Source organism: Stenotrophomonas indicatrix, from assembly GCA_041545745.1.
In the GTDB taxonomy this organism is placed as follows: domain Bacteria; phylum Pseudomonadota; class Gammaproteobacteria; order Xanthomonadales; family Xanthomonadaceae; genus Stenotrophomonas; species Stenotrophomonas indicatrix_A.
This window is the reverse complement of the sequence record CP168152.1, coordinates 2,316,143-2,337,065: the sequence shown is the minus strand read 5'-3', so window position 1 is coordinate 2,337,065 and position 20,923 is coordinate 2,316,143. Positions and strand designations below refer to the sequence as shown.

The window sequence follows — 20,923 nt, the reverse complement described above, 5'->3', positions numbered from 1 at the left end:
GGGAGCGGCGCGTGGGCCCGATATGGGATACACCCTCGCTTACGCGGCCTGGGCGGCCTTGGCGTTGCCGCCGCCCTTGGCCAGCAGGGTCAGCTTCTCGTCGGTGGCTTTTTCTTCTTCCAGCGTTTCCAGCAGCAATGGCAAGGCGTCCTTGTATCCCAGCTGCTTGGCCAGCGCGGCGATGGTGCCGTAGGAGGCGATTTCGTAGTGTTCAACCTTCTGCGCGCCGCCGATCAGTGCCGCATCGCGGACCGGGCCTTTCTCGATGCTGTCGATGACATCCTTGCCCTCTTCCACCAGACCTTCCATCGCCGCGCACTTGATTCGCTTGAGGCGGATGCCCAGCACATCGACGATCTGGTCGATGCGCTCGATCTGGCCTTGGGTCTCTTCCAGATGCGTCTCGAATGCAGTGGCGAGCTGCGGGTTTTCGGCAGCCCGGGCCAGACGCGGCAGTGCCTTGGTGAGCTGCTTCTCCGCGCTGTAGATGTCAGACAGTTCATGGATGAAGAGGTCTTCAGCGGTCTTGATGGCCATGATTCACTCCGGTTGGAACTGGAAAGGAGCGATGAGGCTATCCCGGTCGGTGTTGGGGTGCGGCGTAGACGCAGTGAACGGCGGATGCGCATCGGGCACGCAGATGCATGCATGTCCCTCACGTCACCCATGCCGCGCGCTCGGGGAGCCGGCTTCCGGGTTGTTTCGTCCGGGTCCATTTTTCACATTCCACTGAATCACTGTATTTCCAGCTGCCGCGACAGAGGCGCCTGAACCGGCCATCTAATACGGTCGTGCGCCCATACCAGGGAGGTCGAGCGTGCCCATCAGAACCGCCGTGTATACCAGCGAAGCCGCCGCTGACATCGCTGCCGGCCGGACCAGGCCGGGGGAAAGCCGTGCGAAATCGTCGATGACGCTTCGTTTCAACCGGAATGCTGGCGTTACCGGCGTACTGCTGTTCGATGGTGAGCGCTTTGTGCAATACATGGAAGGTCCGGACGATGGCCTTCGCGGGTACTGGGTGCCACCAGCCACTGCGGTCTGATTGAACTGCAGCGTGGCAGGGTCGGGCAGAGACGCATGCCTTCCTGGCCCATGCGTTGGCTGCAAATGGAACCGGCAGAGTTGAAGCGATTGGTCAGCGCGGACCGGACCGGTTTTACCCAGCGCGAGGACACCAGTGAGTCCACCGCTGCCACGGGCATGGATCTGCTGCGCGCGGCTGCGGAGCCCTATCGGCATGCTGTTCTTCGCCCGCTGCTGAAAACCGCACTCGGTGATTGCGGTCATTCGCCAGCACGGCTCTATCGACTTCACCCGCTATGAGATGGCCATGACACACGACAGTCCATAGCGAGCACCACCACTGGCTGGACGTTCTTGCCGGAGCGTGGGAGACGAGACGCCCCTCATCGCGCTGCAACCTGACGGCAGCAACAGGGGGCGTATCGTTTGCATCGGACATCTACACGTGGATGCCCAATAGTTACTCCCTGTCGGCGTTGACTGGATGCCCTTCGTCCGCATCGTGCTTGCCAGGGCCGGGCAGTTTCGATTGTTCAGCGGCGCCCCGATGGGAGGAGCACCCGGCAGGGCCTAGCGCTTCGGCGGTGGCTGTGGCGGCGCCTCTGTGCCGCTGGCAGTGCCTGCTCCCGAGCCCTGTTCTTCGGAGGCGGCAGTGCCACTTCCACCGCCGGGTACGTTGCGTGCCGGCTCGCCGGCCGCTGGCGGGGTTTGCCGAACCGTGTCGGCATGCTGTGCCTGATCGGCCCGTTCGCTTTGGTCGCAGGCTGACAGCGCCAGCGCTCCCACGGCACAGAGCAGCAATACCCGCATGGCCAACCTCCAGAGTGGAATTCCCCTTGTTTCTAACGCTGAGCGCGTCTGCCAAGCGTGACGAAAGGGCGGCGCAAGCGGCTGCGACATCTCGCCCGCACCCTGAAAAGCCGCACTGATGCAGCTACCGGCGGCCGCTTTCGCTCACCCCGCGACGACGAGCAGGTGCGTTAAAGTTGCCCCTGTAGGTGCCCCCCGCGTCGCGGTCAGGGGCAGCCGAAGAAGTGACGCATCAGGAGTCCACATCATGAGTTTTCCCGAGGGATTGGAAGGGGGTGGGCACGGCCTGACGCGCAGAACGTTCCTGCTGGCTGTCGGCTCTGCTTCGCTGCTGGTGGCCTGCAACGGCAAGGCGCCTGCAACCGCTGCCAGCGCCGCGCCTGTGGAGCGGGGGGATGGGCGCTTTCTGCAGCTCTCGCAGGCGCTGACGGGCAAGGCCGATCTCGATCCGGCGACCGCCGGGCGCATCGAAGCCGCATTCGCCAAACTGCATCCCGAGATGCACGCCCAGTTCCCGGCACTCGCGGCGAAGGCGCAACAGGTACAAGGCCCTGAAGCACTGCTGGCGTCGGCAGGCGATGCACGCCCGACAGCACTGGCCATCATCACCGCTTGGTACACCGGCAGCGTCGGCAAGGGTCCGCAGGCCATCACCGTTTCCTATCGCGACGCGCTGATGCAGCGCCCCGTGGACGATGGGCTGTTCCCGCCGACCTACGCACAAGGCGGCCCTGCGTGGTGGACGGCCGATCCACCGTCAGCGGTACGTGCGCACGGCTGAGCCTGCGCTTCCACCTTTTTCCTGCAATTGATATGGATTCCCCTCATGAAAGCTCCGGTTTTCCGTGATGGCGATGCCGATGCCGATGTTGTGATCGTCGGTTCGGGCGTCGTCGGCGCATTGATCGCCCACCAGTTGGTTCGTGCCGGAAAATCGGTTCTGGTCCTTGAGGCCGGCCCCCGCCTGCATCGATCCGACGTCGTCGAAAACTGGCGCAACGTCAGCTTCGAGCGACGCATCGGCAGCGATTTCCAGGGACCGTATCCGCAGTCACCGCTCGCCACCGCGCCGCTGTACTTCCCGGCCAACGACTACGTCGGCCTGACCGGCCCCGATGCCAACAGCTTCCATCAAGGCTTCATCAAGGCCGTGGGCGGTACCACCTGGCACTGGGCCGCCTCCTGCTGGCGCCACCTGCCGGTGGATTTCAAGATGCAGTCCACCTATGGGGTAGGGCGCGACTGGCCGATCAGCTACGACGACATCGAGCCCTACTACTGCCGCGCGGAAGAGGCCATGGGCGTCTCCGGGCCGAACGACCCGGGCAAGCAGAGCCCCGCCGAGCGATCCAAACCCTACCTGGCCGACATGATCCCCTGGGGGAACGGTGACAAGGTGTTCGCCGAGGTGGTCAATCCGCACGGCTACAACCTGGTGCCCATTCCGCAGGGTCGCATGGTCACGCCGTGGAATGATCGGCCGGCCTGCTGCGGCAACAACAACTGCCAGCCGATCTGCCCGATCGGCGCGATGTACAACGGCATCCACACCATCGAAGCGGCCGAGAAACTGGGTGCGCAGGTGCTGGCCGAAGCGGTGGCCTACAAGATCGACACCGACGCGCAGAACCGGGTGACGGCCATCCACTGGTACGACAACAACAAAGTCAGCCACAAGGCCACCGGCCGCAGTTTCGTGATCGCCTGCAACGCGCTGGAGACGCCACGCCTGCTGCTGCTTGCCGCCAACGAGCAGAACCCCAACGGCATCGCCAACAGTTCCGACCAGGTGGGGCGCAACATGCTCGACCATTCCGGCTTCCACTGCTCGTTCATCGCCGATCGCCCGATCTGGCTGGGACGCGGACCGGCACAGTCCAGCTGCATGGTCGGTCCGCGTGACGGCGCCTTCCGCTCGCAGTACTCGGCCACCAAGATCATCCTCAACAACATCAGCCGGGTGGCGGTCGCCACCGACCAGGCCCTGAAGAAGGGCCTGGTCGGCGACGCGCTGGATGCGGAGATCCGCCGCCGCGCGATCTTCGGTGTCGATCTTTCGATCAGCCTGGAGCCGCTGCCGGACCCGAGCAATCGACTGACGCTGTCGAAGACACGGGTCGATGGCCATGGTCTGGCCTGCCCGGATATCCACTACTCACTGGGCGACTACGCCCGCAAGGGCTATGACGAGTCCTGCAAACAGCTGCGCCACATCGGCTCGCTGTTCAACGCCGAGGAATTCGTCATCACCACTGCGCTCAACGCCAACAACCACATCATGGGCTCGACCATCATGGGCGCGGACCCGCGCGATTCGGTGGTCAATGGCGATTGTCGCGCGCACGATCACCCGAACCTGTGGCTTCCCGGCGGCGGCCCGATGGTGTCGGCCAGCGTGGTCAACAGCACCCTGACCATGGCCGCACTGGCATTGCGCGCTGCAGATGCCATCGAGCGTGCCGCATGAAGACCTTGGCCGCGGTCCTCCTGGTGATGCTGGCGGCAGTCAGCCAGTCCGTGCACGCGGACGAGGTCGTCGAACGCGGGCGTTACCTTTCTGTCGCCGCCGATTGCGTGGCATGCCACACCAGCCCCAGGCAGGGAAAGCCCTATGCCGGCGGCTACGCGATTGCGTCCCCGCTGGGTGAGATCTGGGCCAGCAACATCACGCCCTCCAAGAGCCATGGCATCGGCCTCTACAGCGAAGTTGACTTCGCCAAAGCAGTGCGCGCAGGCGTGCGCAAGGATGGCGCCCACCTGTATCCGGCGATGCCCTATACCTCGTATGCCAAGCTGACCGACGAGGACATCCACGCGCTGTATACCTACTTCATGAAGGGCGTGGCGCCGGTCGACGAGGAAGCACACGCGACCGAGCTGCCGTTCCCCTTCAGCATCCGCCAGTCCATGGCGGTGTGGAACCTGCTGTTCCTGGACAAGGAAACGTTCAAGCCCGATGCGGGCAGGAGCGCGCAATGGAATCGCGGCGCCTATCTGGTGGAAGGCCTGGCGCATTGCTCCAGCTGCCACAGCCCGCGCGGGCTGATGATGCAGGAAGTGGGCGGCAAGGCGTTTGCGGGCGGTTCGCTGGGTGACTGGTACGCGCCCAACATCACCTCCCATCCCATCAGCGGTATCGGTGGATGGAGCGATGCCGAGCTGGCCCAGTACCTGAAGACCGGCCGCGTCGCCGGCAAGGCGCAGGCCGGTGGCGGCATGGCCGAAGCGGTGAGCAACAGCCTGTCCAAGCTGCAGGACGAGGACATCGCCGCCATCGTCGCCTATCTGCGCACGGTACCAGCCGTGGCCGACCCTGACGCCACGCGGGCCGCCTTCGCCTGGGGCGATGCAGCCGCGACGCCGGGGGAGCAACCGGTACGCGGCACGGATGCGGCACTGGCATCGGGCGGGGTGCTGTATTCGGGCCTGTGCGCTAGCTGCCATGGATCGCGGGGCGAGGGCAGCAAAGATGGGTACTACCCCTCCCTGGTGCACAACACCACCGTCGGCATGACCCGCCCGCAGAACCTGATCGCCACCATCATCGGCGGCATCGACCGCGATGTGCATGGCGACCATGCGTTGATGCCGCATTTCTCGCAGGGCTCGTTCGTGCAGGACCTGAGTGACGCCGATATCGCAGCGGTGGCGAGCTACGTCCGCACGCAGTTCGGGCCGGGTGACCAGGTCACCGAGGCCCAGGTGGCGCTGACCCGCGCCGGCGGCGAGAAGCCGCTGCTGGCAAAGATCGCGCGACTGTGGCTGCCGATGCTGATCGTTGCCGTGCTGGCACTGGTCGGCGTCGTGCTGCTGGTGCGGCGCGCCTGGAAGAAGCGCAGGAACAGGAGGGCTGCGGCATGAAGCTGCTCTCCTTGAACGGCATCGGGCTGCTCCTGCTCGCGGTCAGCGGGACGGTCTCGGCCGCCGAATCGAGCACCGCTGGCAAACCCAAGCCGGTCGACAGCATCGTACAGACGCCGCTGAGTGCCGATTGGGCCGCGCGCCTCTGGCTGCAGGACCGTGGTGTAACCCCCAGCGCACGCATCGTGATCGGCAGCGGCGTCAACAGCGACGGTTACAAGGGCAGTGGTTGGTCCACCGCCGAACACATCGACCTGGGCGCGACGATCGATACCGGCAAGGCTTTCGGCTTTGACGGCACGCTGCGCGTGGTGTTCTCCGACCGCTTCGGCAACGCCATCAACGAGCGGTCCACCGGTTCCTATATCCAGAATCAAGCCTTCTATGGCCAGGGCCAGAACCTGCGCTTCAACGAGCTTTCCTACGAGCGGCTGCTGCTGGACAAGCGGCTGAGCCTGAAGGGGGGCTTCTACTCGATGGGCAACGATTTCGGCGGCTTGCCCTACACCTGCAACTTCAACAACAACGGCCAATGCGGGCATCCGCTGGGCCCGATCTACAGCTCCGGGTGGCTGGACAACCCGACGGGGCAGTGGGGCCTGCGGGTGAAGTGGAACGATCCTTCAGGCTGGTACGCGCAGACCGGCATCTACGACGTCAACCCGACACGCAAGCAGGCCAACAGTGGCTTCCGTGTTTCGACAAAGGGAAAGACCGGCCTGTTCCTGCCCGTGGAAGTGGGCTACAGCCATGGCAAGTCCGGAGAGGACTATGGCGGTACCTACAAGGTCGGCTACTACCTGGACACCTCCAACGCCGATGATATTGGTGATCCGGCCGCGCCTCGCGCCTCCCATCGCAGCGGTTCGTACGTGCAGGCCGCGCAGCGGGTGTGGAAGCCCGAGGGCGAGACGGTGCGCGGCATCTCGGTGTTCGGCGTGGCCACCCGTGCCGACGCAAAAACAGGGCTGATGCGCTACTCGTGGGAAGCTGGCCTGAGCTGGCGTGGCGTGATCGCGTCGCGCGAGGATGATGTGCTCAGCCTGGCCTGGAACCGGCTGGACATCTCCGACCGGCTCGCCCGCCATCAGCAGCTGACCGGAAAGGATGTGCAGAGCAACGAGCAGTTCGTCGAGCTGAACTACGGCGTGCAGGTCGCCCCGTGGCTGGTGCTGCGGCCGGCGGTGCAGTACGTGGCACGACCCGGCGCCTATGCCAGCCGACCCGACAGCTGGGTGTTCACCCTGCAGGCGCAGGCAACGCTGTAGGCGCATTCAGGCCCGCGGCGTAAGGTGGCAGGCCCGCCGCCCCATGCTGCGGCGCAAGGTGTCAGCCACCATTCGCACTGGTACGGTCCACCCCGTTGCACCACCAACGACGGGGAGAGACGACGATGCGCAAGGTATTGCTGCTGTTGATCCTGCTGACCGGACTGGCGCCCACCGCTTGGGCTGCCACGGTCAAGACCACCCACCGCACCCTTCCCAGTTGGGACGGCACACCCCTCGGGGTCTTTGTCATCGAGCCCCAGGATGCGGGTAGCGGCAAGTTCCCGCTGCTGGTGATGCCCAGCAGCTGGGCCGTTCCCAGCGTGGAGTACGTAGGGGTGGCACAGTCGCTGGCCAAGCGCGGCTATGTGGTCATCAGCTACAGCTCGCGCGGCTTCTGGGAATCTGGCGGGGCCATCGATATCGCCGGGCCGGCCACGGTCGAGGATGTCAGCGCATTGATCGACTGGGCGCTGGAAAACACCCAGGCCGACCCGGCGCGGATCGGCGTCTCGGGCATTTCCTACGGCGCCGGCACCAGCCTGCTGGCGGCGGCACGCGATCCGCGCATCAAGGCAGTGGCCGCCCTCAGCGGATGGGCCGATCTGCAGGCGTCGCTGTATTCCAACGACACACCCAGTGCACAGGGAATCGCGCTGCTGGTGGCCGCCGGCCTGGTCACCGGCCGCCCGGGGTCCGAGTTGGCCACGATCAACCGCAACGTCGTGGTCGGCAACTACCAGAGTGCAGTGGAATCGCTGCTGCCGGTGGCCGCGATCCGCAGCCCCGCTGCGAGTATCAGCGAGATCAACGCCAACCAGCCGGCTGTGTTCCTGGCCAACGCCTTCAACGACAGCCTGTTCCCGCCGGGCCAGCTGGTGGACTTCTTCAACCAGCTGAAAGGCCCCAAGCAGCTGCAGCTTCGCCACGGCGACCATGCCCTCAACGAGGCGCTGGGCGCACTGGGCATTCCCAACGAGGTCTACGACTCGGTGGGCGACTGGTTCGACCATTACCTCAAGGGCGTGGCCAATGGCATCGACCGCGAACCGGCGGTGCAGCTGAAGTCACAGAAGGGCAGCTGGAACACCTACCCGAACTGGCAGGCTACCAACAGTGGTGCGGTCAGCTACGCGTTGACCGCACCCGGCGGCCTGCTTCTGCCCACCGGAGGCCTGGCTGAAAACGGGCGCAGCAATGGCTGGAACTACCGGATCGGCAGCGGCCTGCCTACCGCCGCCAATTCCGGCGTGGCGATGGTGGCCGGCTCACTGCAGATGATCAACCTGCCGCCGGGTGCATACGTGCCTTTCATCGGGCGCAACGCCGCCGGTGTCTGGCAGGGCCCGGTCTACTGGAACGCACGCCGTCTGGACGGTGCTCCAGAAGTGCGCGTGACCGTCACTCCCAGCCGCGCCAACACCACGCTGTATGCCTACCTGTACGCGGAAGATGTGCTGGGCAATGGCCAGCTGATCAGCCACAAACCGTACACCCTGCGCGGCGTTGCACCGGGTCAGGCGACCACCTTGGACCTGCGGCTGGAAGCGAGCAGCTGGAACATTCCAGCGGGCAGCCGCCTGACGCTGGTGGTCGATACGGTGGACCTGCGCTATGCAGGCATCAGCCAGTTGGGCGGGGCGGTGACTTTCAGTTCGCCCGCGACCGCGCCATCGATGTTGAAGGTGCCGTTGCATTGAATCCATGCCGCGCCCGTCGTTGCGGGCGCGGAGGCTCGTGGGTCTTCATGGAAGCGGATGGGAACGCCACAACATGGCCCTCCAAAAGTAGCCCCCGCAGCCTGGTATCCATGAAGACACTGGCCTTGATCGCACTTTCCCTCTCGATCTGTATCAACCTTACCGGCCGCATCTCGCCGTTTCGCGTCAAGGCGCGCGAGTATGCGACCGCTGACAAACTCCCGCAGAGGAGCGCGATACCCCTGTTCTGTCAGCGCCACGACGGTGACATGACAAGAGGCGCCGGACAGAACGTGCGTGTTCCATCGCGCTGTCCGGTTATACCCCATCGGCCGGCATCGTCCGCGCCGCCGACGAGGATTTGAACCCTTCTTGCGTTGACGGCATCCAGCAGGTTTCACCGCAATTCCGCCCAACGGATGGGAGCCATCCACAGCCTCTTGTGAAAGACGAGCGCTGGCAGCAAACTCCTCGCCAGCCATTCCTTTCAAGAGACGCACATGGCCCTTCGCATTACCTGCCTGTGCGGCGCAAATACCGTGGAACTGCACGGCGCTCCCGCTGCGCAGGCCAACTGCCACTGCGCCACCCGCAGGAATTTCTACGGCGTGGCGATGTTCTCGGCCACCGCATGGGTGGCCGAATCGGTGAGCGTTTCAGGGGCGAAGAATGCGCGTTTCCAGCACCAGGCCAAGCAGCTTTCCAAGACGTTCTGCCTGAACTGCGGGGACGTGTTGTTTGGCACCAATCGCCTGGGCATGCGCGTGGTTCCCAACGCCCTGGTCGCTCGAACTGCTGATGGCGTGCTGGATGCAGCGTTTGCGCCGACAATGCACCTGTTCTACAGGGAGCGTGTCATCGACGTTGCAGATGCGCTGCCGAAGTACCTCGATGGCTGGGACGGTCCACTTCATGTGAGCCCGGGCCATCAGCAACCGCCTCTGGATCATGCAGCCCACGCAGCTTCTTCTTGTTGATCTTGCCCACGCTGGTGCGTTCCAGCGAGTCGACGAAGCTGACGCGGTCGGGGATCGCGTAGCGGGAGATATCACCGGAGCGGCTGCGTGCTGCGACCAGCTCGATGATCTCCGCCTCGGTCACATCGCTGCCGTCCTGCCTGACCACCAACGGTAGCGGTCGCTCACCCCATTTCGCATCGCTGATGCCGATCACCGCGACCTCGTTGACCGCCGGATGCAGGGCGATGATGTCCTCCAGGGCGAGCGAGGAGATCCACTCGCCACCGGTCTTGATCACATCCTTGATGCGGTCGGTCACGCGCAGGTAGCCGCCGCCATCGATGTTGCCGATGTCCCCGGTATGCAGGTAACCGCCGGCCCACAAGGCCGTCGAAGCATCCGGGTTGTGCAGATAGCCCTGGGTGAGCCAGGGCGTGCGTACCACCACTTCTCCGGTAGCGACGCCATCGTGGGCAACGTCGTTCATGTCTTCGTCCACGATGCGCAGGTCCACCAATGGCACCGGGATGCCGGCCTTGGTGCGCAGTGACAGCTCCTCATCCGGGTCATCCAGGGCGCGGGCATCGATCTGCGCGACGGTGAGCAGGGGGCAGGTCTCGGACATGCCGTAGCCGCCGAAGATGTCGATGCCACGGGCCAGTGCCTGCTGCGCCAATGCCCGCGGCAGTGCCGCACCGCCGATGATCACCTTCCAGCTGCGCAGGTCGGTATCGGCGGCAGTGGGATGGCCCAGCAGCATATGCAGGATGGTCGGCACGCAGTGCGAGAACGTCACCTTCTCGCGCGCGATCAACGCCAGCAACGTGCCCGGCAGATACCGTCCGGGGTAGACCTGCTTGATGCCCAGCAGCGTGGCCACGTACGGCATGCCCCAGGCGTGCACATGGAACATCGGCGTGATCGGCATGTAGACGTCGTCGCGGTGCAGGCGGCCCTGGCTGGACGCACTGCCGAGCGCGGCCATCGCCGCAAGCGAGTGCAGCACCAGTTGCCGATGGCTGAAGTACACGCCTTTGGGCAGGCCCGTGGTGCCGGTCGTATAGAAGGTCGTGGCGCGGGTGTTCTCGTCGAAGTCCGGGAAGCTGATGATGGGCGTGGCCTCGCGCAGCCCGGCTTCATACTCGGTCACGAAGCCCGCTGGCAGCGGCCCATCCCCATCATCCAGCAGAACGCGTGTGCGCAGATCCGGCAGCTGTTCGTCGATGGCTTCCAGCACCGGCAGGAACTCGCGGTTGGCCAGGATCACCCGCGCACCGCTGTGATTGAGCGTATAGGCAATCTGCTCAGGCGCCAGGCGGATGTTCACCATCATCAGCACCGCTCCGATCATCGGCACGGCGAAGTAGCTCTCCAGGTAGCGGTTGCTGTCCCAGTCCATCACGGCCACGATATCGCCGCGCTTTACCCCCAGCGAGGTCAGCAGCCCGGCCAACTGGCCGATGCGCGCCTGCAGGGTGCGGTAGTCGAAGCGGACCGTGTCGCCGTAGACGATTTCCTGCTGTGGACGCACTGCCAGGGGCGTCAGCAGCAGCTGCTTGATCAGCAGGGGGTAGGCATGAGGCTCGGCGGCGGGCGCGTCTGCGGCGGTGGCGAATGACATGTGGGGGCTTCCTGGTGGGCGGTGTGTCAGCGACTCGGGATGGCCTGGACCGCGGGAATGGACAACTGCTCGCGCCGCAGCGGCGCTTCCGCGCGCGGTGTCGGCTGGATGAGCGCATCCTGCGGCAGTGTGTGCGCTGGATCTTCAAGGTGATCCCACACCTGGTCCATCGCCGCGAACATGTAGGGCAGCAGCGGCACGTAGCGCTTGCGGTAATCCGGGAAGGCCAGCAGTGAGTCGAAGTGCTGTGCGTTGTTCACCCGCCAATAGGCGATCTGTGCCCCCGTCTTGCGCGCACGTGGCACATAGCGATCACTGGTCATGCTGATCGGCACCAATCCGTCCTCCAGGCCATGGATCACCACGATCGGCAGGCCGCGCCGTGGGGCCTTGGCGGTGGCCGCGGCGATGCCGGCGCGTACCCGCCGCGCATCGGCGCTATCGCCATTGCCGAGTGCACGCAGGCAGTTCAGGCCGCGCAGTGGATCAGCTTCCGCCCCGGCTGCATTGCCATCCGCCAGCACCACGCCATTGCCCGGCGGAATGCCGCTGCCCTCACTCCACCAGGTTGCGCGAGCCTCGGCGGTGGCCGCGCCGGGCCTGCCGTCTGCCCCAGCGGCGGAGAAGCTGTACGCGCAGGGATGTTCGCCGGCGCCGTAGCGTCCATAGGCTGACGAATAAGTGACCGCGATGGCGCGCCACAGATCGAACCCGGTCGAGAACGCGCCGGCACGAAGTGCGTCGGCACTCAAGCCAGCGTCGAGCAGCTGCTGCCGTGCCGACCGTGCCTGTGCCGCGGTGTCATCGCCTTGCACCAACCCGGCGGATTTCAGCGTGGCACATCGATGGGTCCACATCGGCACGGCCTGCGCCCGCATCGGCGGCTGCGGCAGATCGTCCTCTGCCAGCAGTGCACAGGGCATCAGCAGCGCGGCCTGGGTCACGAAGTCATACAGCGCTGGTGCGCCGGCCACCGACACATTCGGTTCGCCGGCCACCATCGCATCGAACCAGTCGCCTTCGATCTCCGCCGCGCGCAGCACGGCGCCACCGCCATTGGATACACCCACGCCCAGCGTGCGCGTGTTGGCCGCCGTGAATGGAGCGGATTCGGGGTAGGCGCGGTCGAGTGCCTGCAGGCCGAACTGCAGCGCCTGCAGCAGATGCCGGCCCCAGTTTGCTTCCGGGTTGTCGCCCGAATGGGCATGTTTGAAGGCCATTCCCTGTGTGGCTGCCGCACCCGCAGGAATGAAGGCCAACGCGCCTTGTGAGGCGGGCGTGCCGTCTGCCTGGAAGCCGGCCCTGGCGTCCAGATCGTAGTAGTCACTGCCGGCGCCCTTGTCGGTATAGGCGACCGCGCAGCCGTGGGCCAGGCCCCAGCTGCCGGCTACCGCGATCGCGCCATAGATGCCACGCGAGCCGGATGACGCAGCGACGACCAGGCAGCGTCGCGAGGCGTCGAAGCTGTCGGGCACCTGCACCAGTACGCGGTGGGGCTGGCGCGCGCCAGGAATGCGCGCATAAGCCGAGAATTCTCGGCCGGGCACCGCCTGCAGGCTGCCGTAGACATCGCCGAAGCCACCACCGGGAGCCAGGTCGGCGATGCCGCGCCAGCTGCTCCAGATCGCACGACGCCGGGCCTCCTCTGCCGTGGGCTGGGCCAGGTTGCTGAAGGCTGGCGCGGTGGCCGAGCGCAGGGCATCGATGCCCAGTCCCGCGGTGAGCAGTTCATCGTTGCCGCGATGCAGGGTTTCCCGCCACTGCTCGAACACCGGAGCAGCGGCAGTGGGGCGTGGCGTGGCGGCCTCGGCGACGGAGATGCCGCCCGGCAACAGGGCCAGCGCGGCGCACAGCGGAGCAAGGGAGCGATGGATGTTCATTGCTCCACCCTAACCATCCGGGCGGCACACGCCAGCGTACCTTGGTACCCGTGCCCAGGTGCAGGCGATTTGCTAACCTCGGCTGGACATGCCGACCCTGCTCATCGCCGATGACCACCCCTTGTTCCGCGCGGCGCTGCATCGCGCGGCCGAAGAGGCGGTGGCTGACCTGCAGATCAGTGAGGCCGATTCGCTGCACAGCGTGCTCGAAGCGATCGAGAGCCAGCAGATCGACCTGATGCTGCTGGACCTGCATATGCCAGGCAATCACGGTCTTGCCGGGCTGGCGACCATACGTGCACTGCAACCGGGACTGGCGATCATCATCGTTTCGGCCAATGAAGAGCCGCACGTGATCCGCCGCGCCATCGATCTGGGCGCAGCCGGCTATCTGCCCAAGAGTTCAGGGCTGACCGATCTGCAGTCGGCGCTGCAGACCGTGCTTGAGGGTGAGCGCTGGATTCCGGCGCTGCTGCGCGAGCCGGTGGCGCGGGTGGCGCCCTTCAACAAGGACGCCGATCTTGCCGCGCGCTTGTCCAGCCTGTCCGCGCATCAGTACAAGGTGCTGAGCCTGGTGGCCGAAGGGCTGCTCAACAAGCAGATTGCCGACCGGCTGGGTGTGCAGTTGCGCACGGTCAAGGCGCACATGACCCGGATCATGGGACGGCTGGGCGTACGCAATCGTGCGCAGGCCATCCGTGTGCTGCACGAGATGGGGCTGTCCGATCCCTCGCGGCAGATCGAAGAAGCGCAGGACGCCTGACGCTTGGTCAGGCCTTTGCCGTAGCGGCCGTTGCCAGCAGATGGTTGATCGCCCAGCGCAGCGCCAGCGGCTTGAACGGCTTGTTGAGCAGCGACAGGCCCACACTGCGTACCGTCTCGCGCGTGTCATTGCCGGTATCGGCGCTGAGGATCACCGTCGGCCGCGCGCCATGCGCGGCGACGAGGCGCTTCCACAGTGCGACGCCGGTATCGCCCTCATCAAGGTGGTAGTCGAACAGCCACAGTGCCGCCTCATGTGCTGAAGCACCCAGCGCATTGACATCGCGCGCCGCGATGACATCACAGCCCCAGGCAAGCAGCATCTGTCGCAGTGCCTCCAGCGCCTCCGCATCATTGTCGACCACCAGCACGCGGATACCCTTGATGCTGCTGTTGCCAGCGGCGGGTTCAGTGCGTGGGGCCTCAGGCGGTGCTGCACGCGGCACGGTGATGGAGAAGGCCGAGCCGCGATCCAGTTCGCTTTGCAGTTCCAACGGTGCATGCAGCAGGTCGGCAATGCGGCGCGCGATGGTCAGGCCCAGACCAAGGCCCTGGCCGTTGCTGCGATCACCTCGATGGAATTCCTCGAACACCACTGCTTGTTGCTCCGGCGCGATGCCGGGGCCGCTGTCATGCACGCCGATCGACAGTGCCTTGCCGTGCCGGCGAACGCCCAGCAGCACGCCACCGCTGCGGGTGTAGCGGATGGCATTGGCCAGGAAGTTCTGCAGCACCCGGCGCAGCAGCAGCGGGTCGCTGTGCACCCACGCGCGGGTCGGCACATGGCGGAACTGCAGGCCGCGCGCCGCTGCAAGTACAGCGAACTCCTGCGCAAGCGGATCCAGCACGCTCGACAGCGCGAACGGGCGTGGATCGGCCACCAGTCCACCGGCTTCCAGCCGCGAGATATCCAGCAGGCCCGACAGCAGATCGTCGGTGGAATCCAGCGCACCACGAATCTGGCGCAGGAAGCTGTCCAGGAACTCCGATTCGATGTGCTGCGACATGGCGTCGGTCAACAGCTGCGCCGCATGCAGGGGCTGGATCAGGTCATGGCCGACGGCGGTGAGGAAGCGTGTCTTGGCGACGTTGGCCCGCTCGGCTTCATGCACGGCCTGCTCCAGCCGCGCGGTGCGGTCCTGCACGCGACGCTCCAGGGTTTCGTTGCTGCGCTTGAGCGCGTCCTCTGCCCGCCGGAAAGCGGTGACATCGGTGAAGGTGGCCACGTAACCGCCACCGGGCATCGGGTTGCCGCGGATTTCAACGATGGTGTTGTCCGGGAAGGTCCGCTCGGACAGATGCGGAGTGCCGCGCCGCATGTGCACCACCCGCCGCTGCAGTGCTTTGTCGCGCGAGTCGCCGGCGGTGTCGCCGATCTTCAGCTGTCCCAACGCCCACGCCGTCAGGTTCGACACCGGCTGCCCCACCTGCAGCAGCTCCGGCGGGAATTTGAACAGCGCGGCATAACGGCTGTTCCAGGCCACCAGTTGCAACTGCGCATCGACCACGCTGATGCCCTGGCTCATGTTCTCGAGGGCCGCCTCCAGCAGGCGCTGGTTGAAGCGCAGTACCTGGGTGGCTTCACCGACCGCGCGGGTAACAGCGTCCAGCGGCGCAGCGCCACCATCGCGTGCGGCCTCCACCAGCAGGCGTGCCATGCCCGCGCCGACCACGGCGGTCAGCTCACGCTCGATGGCGGTCACCCGGTCGTCATCCAGCATCTGCCCGGCGTGACCGTCCATCAGCTGGCGTGCCCGTTCCTGGCCGAGGAAGCGCCCCGCCGTCTTGCGCAACGACGCCGCCGCCACCGCGTCGCGCTGGCGTGGCACAGAGGGACGCACCGCACGCGACACCAGCACAACGGTCGCCAGGTTGACCGCCAGGCTGGCGCCCATGCTGATGGCGATATGGCCCGGCTGCATGCGCAGCGAGAACATCGCCAGCCAGTGCAGCCCGTCGCGGCTGGTCGACGGCGGCGGAGCCGGGATCACCATCGGCAGCAGCACCAGCCACAGCCAGACCAGCGAGCCCAGCACGATGCCGGCAATGATGGCCGGGGAGGGCGTGCGCGGACGGTACACCGCCAGCAGCACCGCTGGTGCCAGCTGCGAGAGCGCGGTGAACGACATCAGGCCAAAATCGCTGAGTGCCTCGGTGCCGCTCATCGCGCGGCTGTACAGCCACGACATCAGGAACACGGCGAGGATGCCGGCCCGCCGGAAGGCCAGCACCCGCGGTCGCAGATCGGCGCCGCTGTTGAAGCCGTTGACGCCGCTCAGCAGGCGCGAGCCCACACCGTGGTTGCCGAGCATGATCGACAGGGTCAGCCCGGACAGGATCATCATGCCGGTGGCCGCACTCAGGCTGCCCAGGTACGCCAGCAGCGCCAGCAGGTGATGGCCGCGATCCTGCGGCAGGGCCAGGACATACAGGTCGGGCGACACCGAAGATGGCAACTGTGCGGCACCGGCCAGTGCCATCGGCACCGATGGCAGGCCGATCAACAGCAGGTACACCGGGAACAGCCAGCGCGCCGTCTTCAGGTCCGATGACTGGCGCAGCTCGACCACGCCCACATGGAACTGATGGGGCAGGGTGAACGCGGCCATCGCACCGAGCGCCACCATGGTCAGGTAATCCGGCACGACTGCCGGCGGCGGCAGGTGCGCCATCTTTTCAAGCAGCGGCGCGCCAGCCTTGTGCACCGAGAGCGCGGCATACAGGCCGATGGCCAGCAGTGCCGTCAGCTTCAACAGCGATTCCAGGCCCAGCGCGACCACGATGCCTCGGTTGTGTTCGGTGGCCGACGCCTTGCGTGCGCCGAACAACGTGGTGAACGCCGCCATCGTCAGCGCGAACCAGAACGACACGTCCAGCTGCCAGCCAACGGGCGCGAACTGATCGCCAAGCAAGGCGGCAAGACCCTGGCTGACCGCTTTCAGCTGCAGCGCAATGTAGGGAATGATGCCGAACAGCGCGACCAGGGTGATGGTGATGCCCAGCCCCTGGTCGGCACGCAGCCGTGCGACCACCAGGTCGGCGATGGTGGCACTGTTGTGCTGCTTGGCCAGGCGCCCCAGCCGCACCAGGAACGGCAGGCCGAGGGCAAATATGAGCGCCATGCCGATCAGTGTCGGCGGGATCGGGAAGCCCCATTGCACGCCCTGCGAGGCGGCCCCGTAATAGGTCCATGCCGTGCAGTGCACGCCCAGCGACAGCGCGTAGATGGCCGGCCAGACCTTCGACAGCCGATGCCCCTGGCGTTCCCCCCAGAGGGCGACGCCAAACAGCAGCACGGTCCACGCGATGCAGGCGAACAGGACGATGGAAGGCGTCAACATCGCTCCAGTGTAGAGAGAACCGCGGCCGACGGGCAGCGGGCCGGTGCTGCACTGCGGGGGTAGGGCGGCGCTAGTCGGCGAGCACGATCAGCGACAGCTGTTCGGCGACCACGGCCACCTCACCGGTGGGGATCACTTCCACCGTCTTCTGCTGGGCCAGCAGCCACTGCCCGGGCCTGCGTGCCTCCAGTGATAGCAGCTGCGAGCGCACCCGCACCTCGGAACCGCTGGGCACCGGCGCCAGGAAGCGGACCTTGTTCAACCCGTAGTTGAGTACGTGGGCGATGCCGGGAAAACCGGCCAGGGCCGCCACATCGTCCTCGACGGTAAGCGAGAGCAGGAGGAAACCATGCGCGATGGTCTGCCCACCCGGCAGGCCGGTCTGTGCGCGGACCGGATCGGTGTGGATCCAGTTGTGGTCACCGGTGGCGTCGGCGAAAGCATCGATGCGCGACTGCGTGATGCGCGTGTTGGCGCTCAGCCGCTCGCTTGCCGCCCATTGCCGCAGTGCCTGTAGCGCAGTAGGCAACTCATCCGTTGAAACGTCGGCAGTCATCGCACGCGCTCCAGCAACGCCAGGATCGCATCACGCGCCTCGGGCTCGGACAACATCGGGGCATGGCCCACCTCCGGCACTTCAACGAGGCGGGCGTTGGGCGAGGTGGCGGTCATCTGCCGCGCGACATCGGCAGGCAGGATGTCCGACAACGCCCCACGAACGACCAGCACTGGCACGCGTGCAGTCAGGCCACGCACCGCGCGCCACAGCACCGGGCGCAGCAGCCACAGCACCCACGGACGGGTTGTGCGGATCACCGCCGGATCGTAGTCCAGTTCCAGCAGGCCATCGCTGCGTTGGCGGAAGGTGCGTACGGCCATCGCCCGCCAATCGTCGGTGGTAAAGCGCGGGAACGCAGCCTTGCCGATGGACTCCACATAGGTCGTGGCCTGTGCCAGGTCCATCGGTGGCACGGGCTTGCCGGCGTACTTGCCGATCCGCGCCAGGGCTTCGCGCGGCACCTTGGGGCCTGCATCGTTCAGCACCGCAGCGGCGATCAGTCCGGGCGCACGCGAAGCGAGGGTAATGGTGACCAGCACCCCCAGCGAGGTGCCGACGAACACCGCCTTGTCGATGTTCTGTGATCGCAGCAGCGCCACCATGTCGTCGGCATACGCGCGCGGGTTGTAGCTGGACGGGTCCGGCGCACGTTCCGAGCCTGCGCGCCCGCGCAGGTCAACGGCGATCACCCGCCAGCCGACGGCGGTCAGCGACTGTGCAAGGGCATCGAAGTCGGCGCCATTGCGGGTCAATCCCGGGATGCAGACCACCGTGCCACGGGGCGGTTGCCCCGCACCCGGCGCATGGTCGCGCGCATGGAGGCGCAGGCCATCGTCACTGTTCCAGTACAGATCATCGTAAGACGGTGTCATGCAGGAGCTTCCTAGAAATCGTAACGGACGCTGAGGCTATATTGGCGCGGCGGCCCATAGAAACCAATCAGCGTGCCGACCGCCGGAATGTTGTAACCGGTGGTGCGGTATTCCTTGTCGGCCAGGTTGGTGCCCTGCAGCGAGAACGTCCATGCGTCATCAAGCTTCCAGACCACGCCGGCATTGACCAGCCCATAGCCATCCTGGCGGATCACCGGGCTCAGGTCGGTGGTCGGCCACACTTCGCTCTGGTAGCTGTAGCTCACCCGGGCGGACAAGTTGCCCGCATTGGCCAGGTCGGTGCGGTACTCCACGTTCAACGCGCCCGAGAAGTCCGGTGCGTTGGTGAACTTCATCTGCTTGGCCACGTTGACGCCACGATCCATGTACTCGTCATACTTGGCGTCCAGCCACGCCAGGTTGCCGGAGATCAGCCAGTGCTGGCTGGGCAGGTACTGGTACTCGATTTCCAGGCCGTTGATGGTGCCGGCGCCGGCATTGGTGAAATCGCCGAAGAAGGCATCGTCGACACCGTCGCCATTGGTATCGATGCCGGTGAACACCGACAGCTGGATATCCTTGTACTTGTTGTGGAACGCCGACAGGTTCAGGAACAGGCGCTGGTCGAGGAAGGCCATCTTGCTGCCGATCTCGAAGCTGTCCACGGTCTCGTCATCGAACGGCTCGGCTGAGCGGGGTACGGCCACGGCGTTGGCGCGGATGTTGTATCCGCCGGACTTGAAGCCACGCGTGGCCAGGCCGTAGACCATGATGTCCGGGGTGATCTGGTAGTCCAGCGACACCTTGGGCGAGACGTTCTTGAAGTTGGTCTTCTTGTCGAAATCCGCTGCCACCGCGATGGGTCTGCTGAAGGTCGCGTCGGCGTAGAAGCGGTTCAACACGATCGCGCGCTTGTCCTCGTCGGTGTAGCGGGCGCCGACGTCCAGCTTCAGCTTGCTGGTCAGGTCGAAGGTCCAATCGGCATACAGCGCGACGCTGTCGGTCAGCACCTTGCCGCGGGTATCGCCGAACTGCAGGTTGAAGAAGTTGTTGCGGATCTGGCCGCCGGCTTCGCCACTGAACTGGTACAGGCCGACCACGCCGCGCACGCGGCCGCCGGCATCGTAGTTCAGCTGCACCTCGTTGCTGATCTGATCGTCGTGGTAAGTGCCACCCACATCGGCCAGTTTGACCGGCGTGCTGTCGAAGTCGATGTTCGCATCGCTGTCCGATTCGCGCTTGGCCACCACGTACTTCAGTGCAACATCCTCGCTGGGCCGCCAGTTCACCGCGGCCGAGGCGCCCTTGGTCTCCACGCTATTGAGGTTGCGCATGCCAGAGCGGATATCGTAGCGGTCATCCATCGGCGGGTAAGCGCGCACGAACGGGTTGGGCGCCAGCATCTTCGAACCGCGCATGCCGGACTGGTCATCGATCCAGTCCAAGGCGAACTGCACGTCGAGATCATCGCCTGCATAGGCACCCAGGTTGAAGCGTGCCGCATTGATCTGCTTGTCACTCACCGGCTGGTTGGTGAACGTGTTCTCACCGAAGCCGTCACGATTCATGCTGGCCACCGCCACGCGCGCGCGCAGACCGCTGTCGGCGCCGCCGATCGGGCCGCCGATCGCCGCCTTGGCGTCGAGCTGGCTGTAGTTGCCCACGGTGATCTGGGCGAAGCCTTCGGTCTGGGTCGGCAGGCCGCGCGAGATGTACTTGATCGCACCGCCGATGGTGTTCTTGCCGTACAGCGTGCCCTGCGGGCCGCGCAGAACTTCGATGCGCGAGACGTCGAACACGTCCAGCAACGCCCCCTGCGGGCGCGCGATGTAGACGTCGTCCAGGTAGATGCCCACGCCGGGGTCAGCGCCCCAGGTGGGATCGGACTGGCCGACGCCGCGGATGTAGGCCGTGACCGTGCTGCTGGCTCCGCGCGCCGCGTAGATGGTCAGGTTGGGTACCTGTCCATCCAGGTCGCTGATGTCCTGGACGTTCATCTTGTCCAGGGCTTCGGAGGTAAAGGCAGTGATCGCAACGGGCACCTCCTGCAGGGTTTCCTCGCGCTTGCGCGCGGTCACCGTGATGCTGTCCAGGTTGGTGGCAGAAGCGGTCCTGCCCGCCGCTGGCGTGTCCTGCGGTGCGTCCTGCGCCAGGACCGGCCCGGTGGCCAACAGCGTGCCGATCATCAGGCTCAAGCAATTCCGTTTCATTCGGTCCTCCCCCAAGGCAGATGGCCCATTGCCACCCATGCTGCCCAGGCTAGC

At 65.8% G+C, this 20,923-nt stretch carries 15 protein-coding genes and 1 pseudogene; 9 read left to right on the top strand and 7 right to left on the bottom strand.

Annotated elements, in window-relative coordinates:
* Positions 1 to 39 precede the first annotated feature (39 nt).
* Entirely contained in the window at positions 40 to 537 is a 498-nt protein-coding gene (locus tag ACEF39_RS10740) for a YciE/YciF ferroxidase family protein (protein ID WP_500284994.1), read from the bottom strand.
* 298 nt (positions 538 to 835) lie between these two features.
* Between ACEF39_RS10740 and ACEF39_RS10735 the strand changes: the two genes are divergently transcribed.
* The 8 genes and pseudogenes from ACEF39_RS10735 to ACEF39_RS10700 all read left to right on the top strand — a co-directional run.
* Positions 836 to 1,045: a BLUF domain-containing protein gene (locus ACEF39_RS10735; protein WP_500284993.1), complete on the top strand. Its 210-nt coding sequence runs from the start codon at positions 836 to 838 to the stop codon at positions 1,043 to 1,045.
* Between the two features lie 80 nt (positions 1,046 to 1,125).
* Complete coding sequence (locus tag ACEF39_RS10730) at positions 1,126 to 1,326, top strand: hypothetical protein (protein WP_500284992.1); 201 nt, start codon at positions 1,126 to 1,128, stop codon at positions 1,324 to 1,326.
* 757 nt (positions 1,327 to 2,083) lie between these two features.
* Positions 2,084 to 2,617 (top strand): sugar dehydrogenase complex small subunit, encoded by a 534-nt coding sequence (locus ACEF39_RS10725; protein WP_500284991.1) that lies wholly within the window; start codon positions 2,084 to 2,086, stop codon positions 2,615 to 2,617.
* Positions 2,618 to 2,662: 45 nt separating this feature from the next.
* A complete protein-coding gene (locus tag ACEF39_RS10720; RefSeq protein ID WP_500284990.1) occupies positions 2,663 to 4,303 on the top strand; it encodes a GMC family oxidoreductase in 1,641 nt (546 codons plus the stop codon).
* Positions 4,300 to 5,697, top strand: coding sequence for a c-type cytochrome (locus tag ACEF39_RS10715; protein WP_500284989.1), 1,398 nt, complete (start codon positions 4,300 to 4,302; stop codon positions 5,695 to 5,697). Before ACEF39_RS10720 ends, ACEF39_RS10715 begins: the two co-directional genes overlap by 4 nt.
* A complete protein-coding gene (locus ACEF39_RS10710; protein ID WP_500284988.1) occupies positions 5,694 to 6,965 on the top strand; it encodes a carbohydrate porin in 1,272 nt (423 codons plus the stop codon). Before ACEF39_RS10715 ends, ACEF39_RS10710 begins: the two co-directional genes overlap by 4 nt.
* Before the next feature lie 125 nt (positions 6,966 to 7,090).
* On the top strand, positions 7,091 to 8,665 hold the full coding sequence (locus ACEF39_RS10705) for an alpha/beta fold hydrolase (protein WP_500284987.1): 1,575 nt from the start codon (positions 7,091 to 7,093) through the stop codon (positions 8,663 to 8,665).
* 500 nt (positions 8,666 to 9,165) lie between these two features.
* Positions 9,166 to 9,453, top strand: a pseudogene (locus ACEF39_RS10700) (GFA family protein); the annotation flags it as partial.
* Between the two features lie 67 nt (positions 9,454 to 9,520).
* Here ACEF39_RS10700 and ACEF39_RS10695 read toward each other — a convergent pair.
* The gene (locus tag ACEF39_RS10695) at positions 9,521 to 11,245 is read right to left on the bottom strand and encodes a fatty acid--CoA ligase (RefSeq protein WP_500284986.1); all 1,725 of its coding nucleotides are present in this window, start codon (positions 11,243 to 11,245) and stop codon (positions 9,521 to 9,523) included.
* A gap of 26 nt (positions 11,246 to 11,271) precedes the next feature.
* Complete coding sequence (locus ACEF39_RS10690; RefSeq protein WP_500287945.1) at positions 11,272 to 13,125, bottom strand: 3-hydroxybutyrate oligomer hydrolase family protein; 1,854 nt, start codon at positions 13,123 to 13,125, stop codon at positions 11,272 to 11,274.
* Positions 13,126 to 13,213: 88 nt separating this feature from the next.
* Between ACEF39_RS10690 and ACEF39_RS10685 the strand changes: the two genes are divergently transcribed.
* Positions 13,214 to 13,888 carry a response regulator transcription factor gene (locus tag ACEF39_RS10685; protein ID WP_500287944.1) on the top strand — a complete coding sequence of 225 codons (675 nt, stop codon included), beginning with the start codon at positions 13,214 to 13,216 and terminating at the stop codon, positions 13,886 to 13,888.
* 7 nt (positions 13,889 to 13,895) lie between these two features.
* On the opposite strand, the gene ACEF39_RS10680 is transcribed toward ACEF39_RS10685, so the two are convergent.
* The 4 genes from ACEF39_RS10680 to ACEF39_RS10665 form a co-directional block, all read right to left on the bottom strand.
* Positions 13,896 to 17,228 (bottom strand): hybrid sensor histidine kinase/response regulator, encoded by a 3,333-nt coding sequence (locus ACEF39_RS10680; RefSeq protein WP_500287943.1) that lies wholly within the window; start codon positions 17,226 to 17,228, stop codon positions 13,896 to 13,898.
* Between the two features lie 70 nt (positions 17,229 to 17,298).
* Positions 17,299 to 17,784, bottom strand: a complete 486-nt coding sequence (locus tag ACEF39_RS10675) for a MaoC family dehydratase (protein ID WP_500287942.1) — start codon at positions 17,782 to 17,784, stop codon at positions 17,299 to 17,301.
* Positions 17,781 to 18,659, bottom strand: coding sequence for an alpha/beta fold hydrolase (locus tag ACEF39_RS10670; protein WP_500287941.1), 879 nt, complete (start codon positions 18,657 to 18,659; stop codon positions 17,781 to 17,783). The genes ACEF39_RS10675 and ACEF39_RS10670 overlap by 4 nt, the downstream gene beginning before the upstream one ends.
* Before the next feature lie 11 nt (positions 18,660 to 18,670).
* Entirely contained in the window at positions 18,671 to 20,869 is a 2,199-nt protein-coding gene (locus tag ACEF39_RS10665) for a TonB-dependent receptor (RefSeq protein WP_500287940.1), read from the bottom strand.
* Between the last annotated feature and the right edge of the window lie 54 nt (positions 20,870 to 20,923).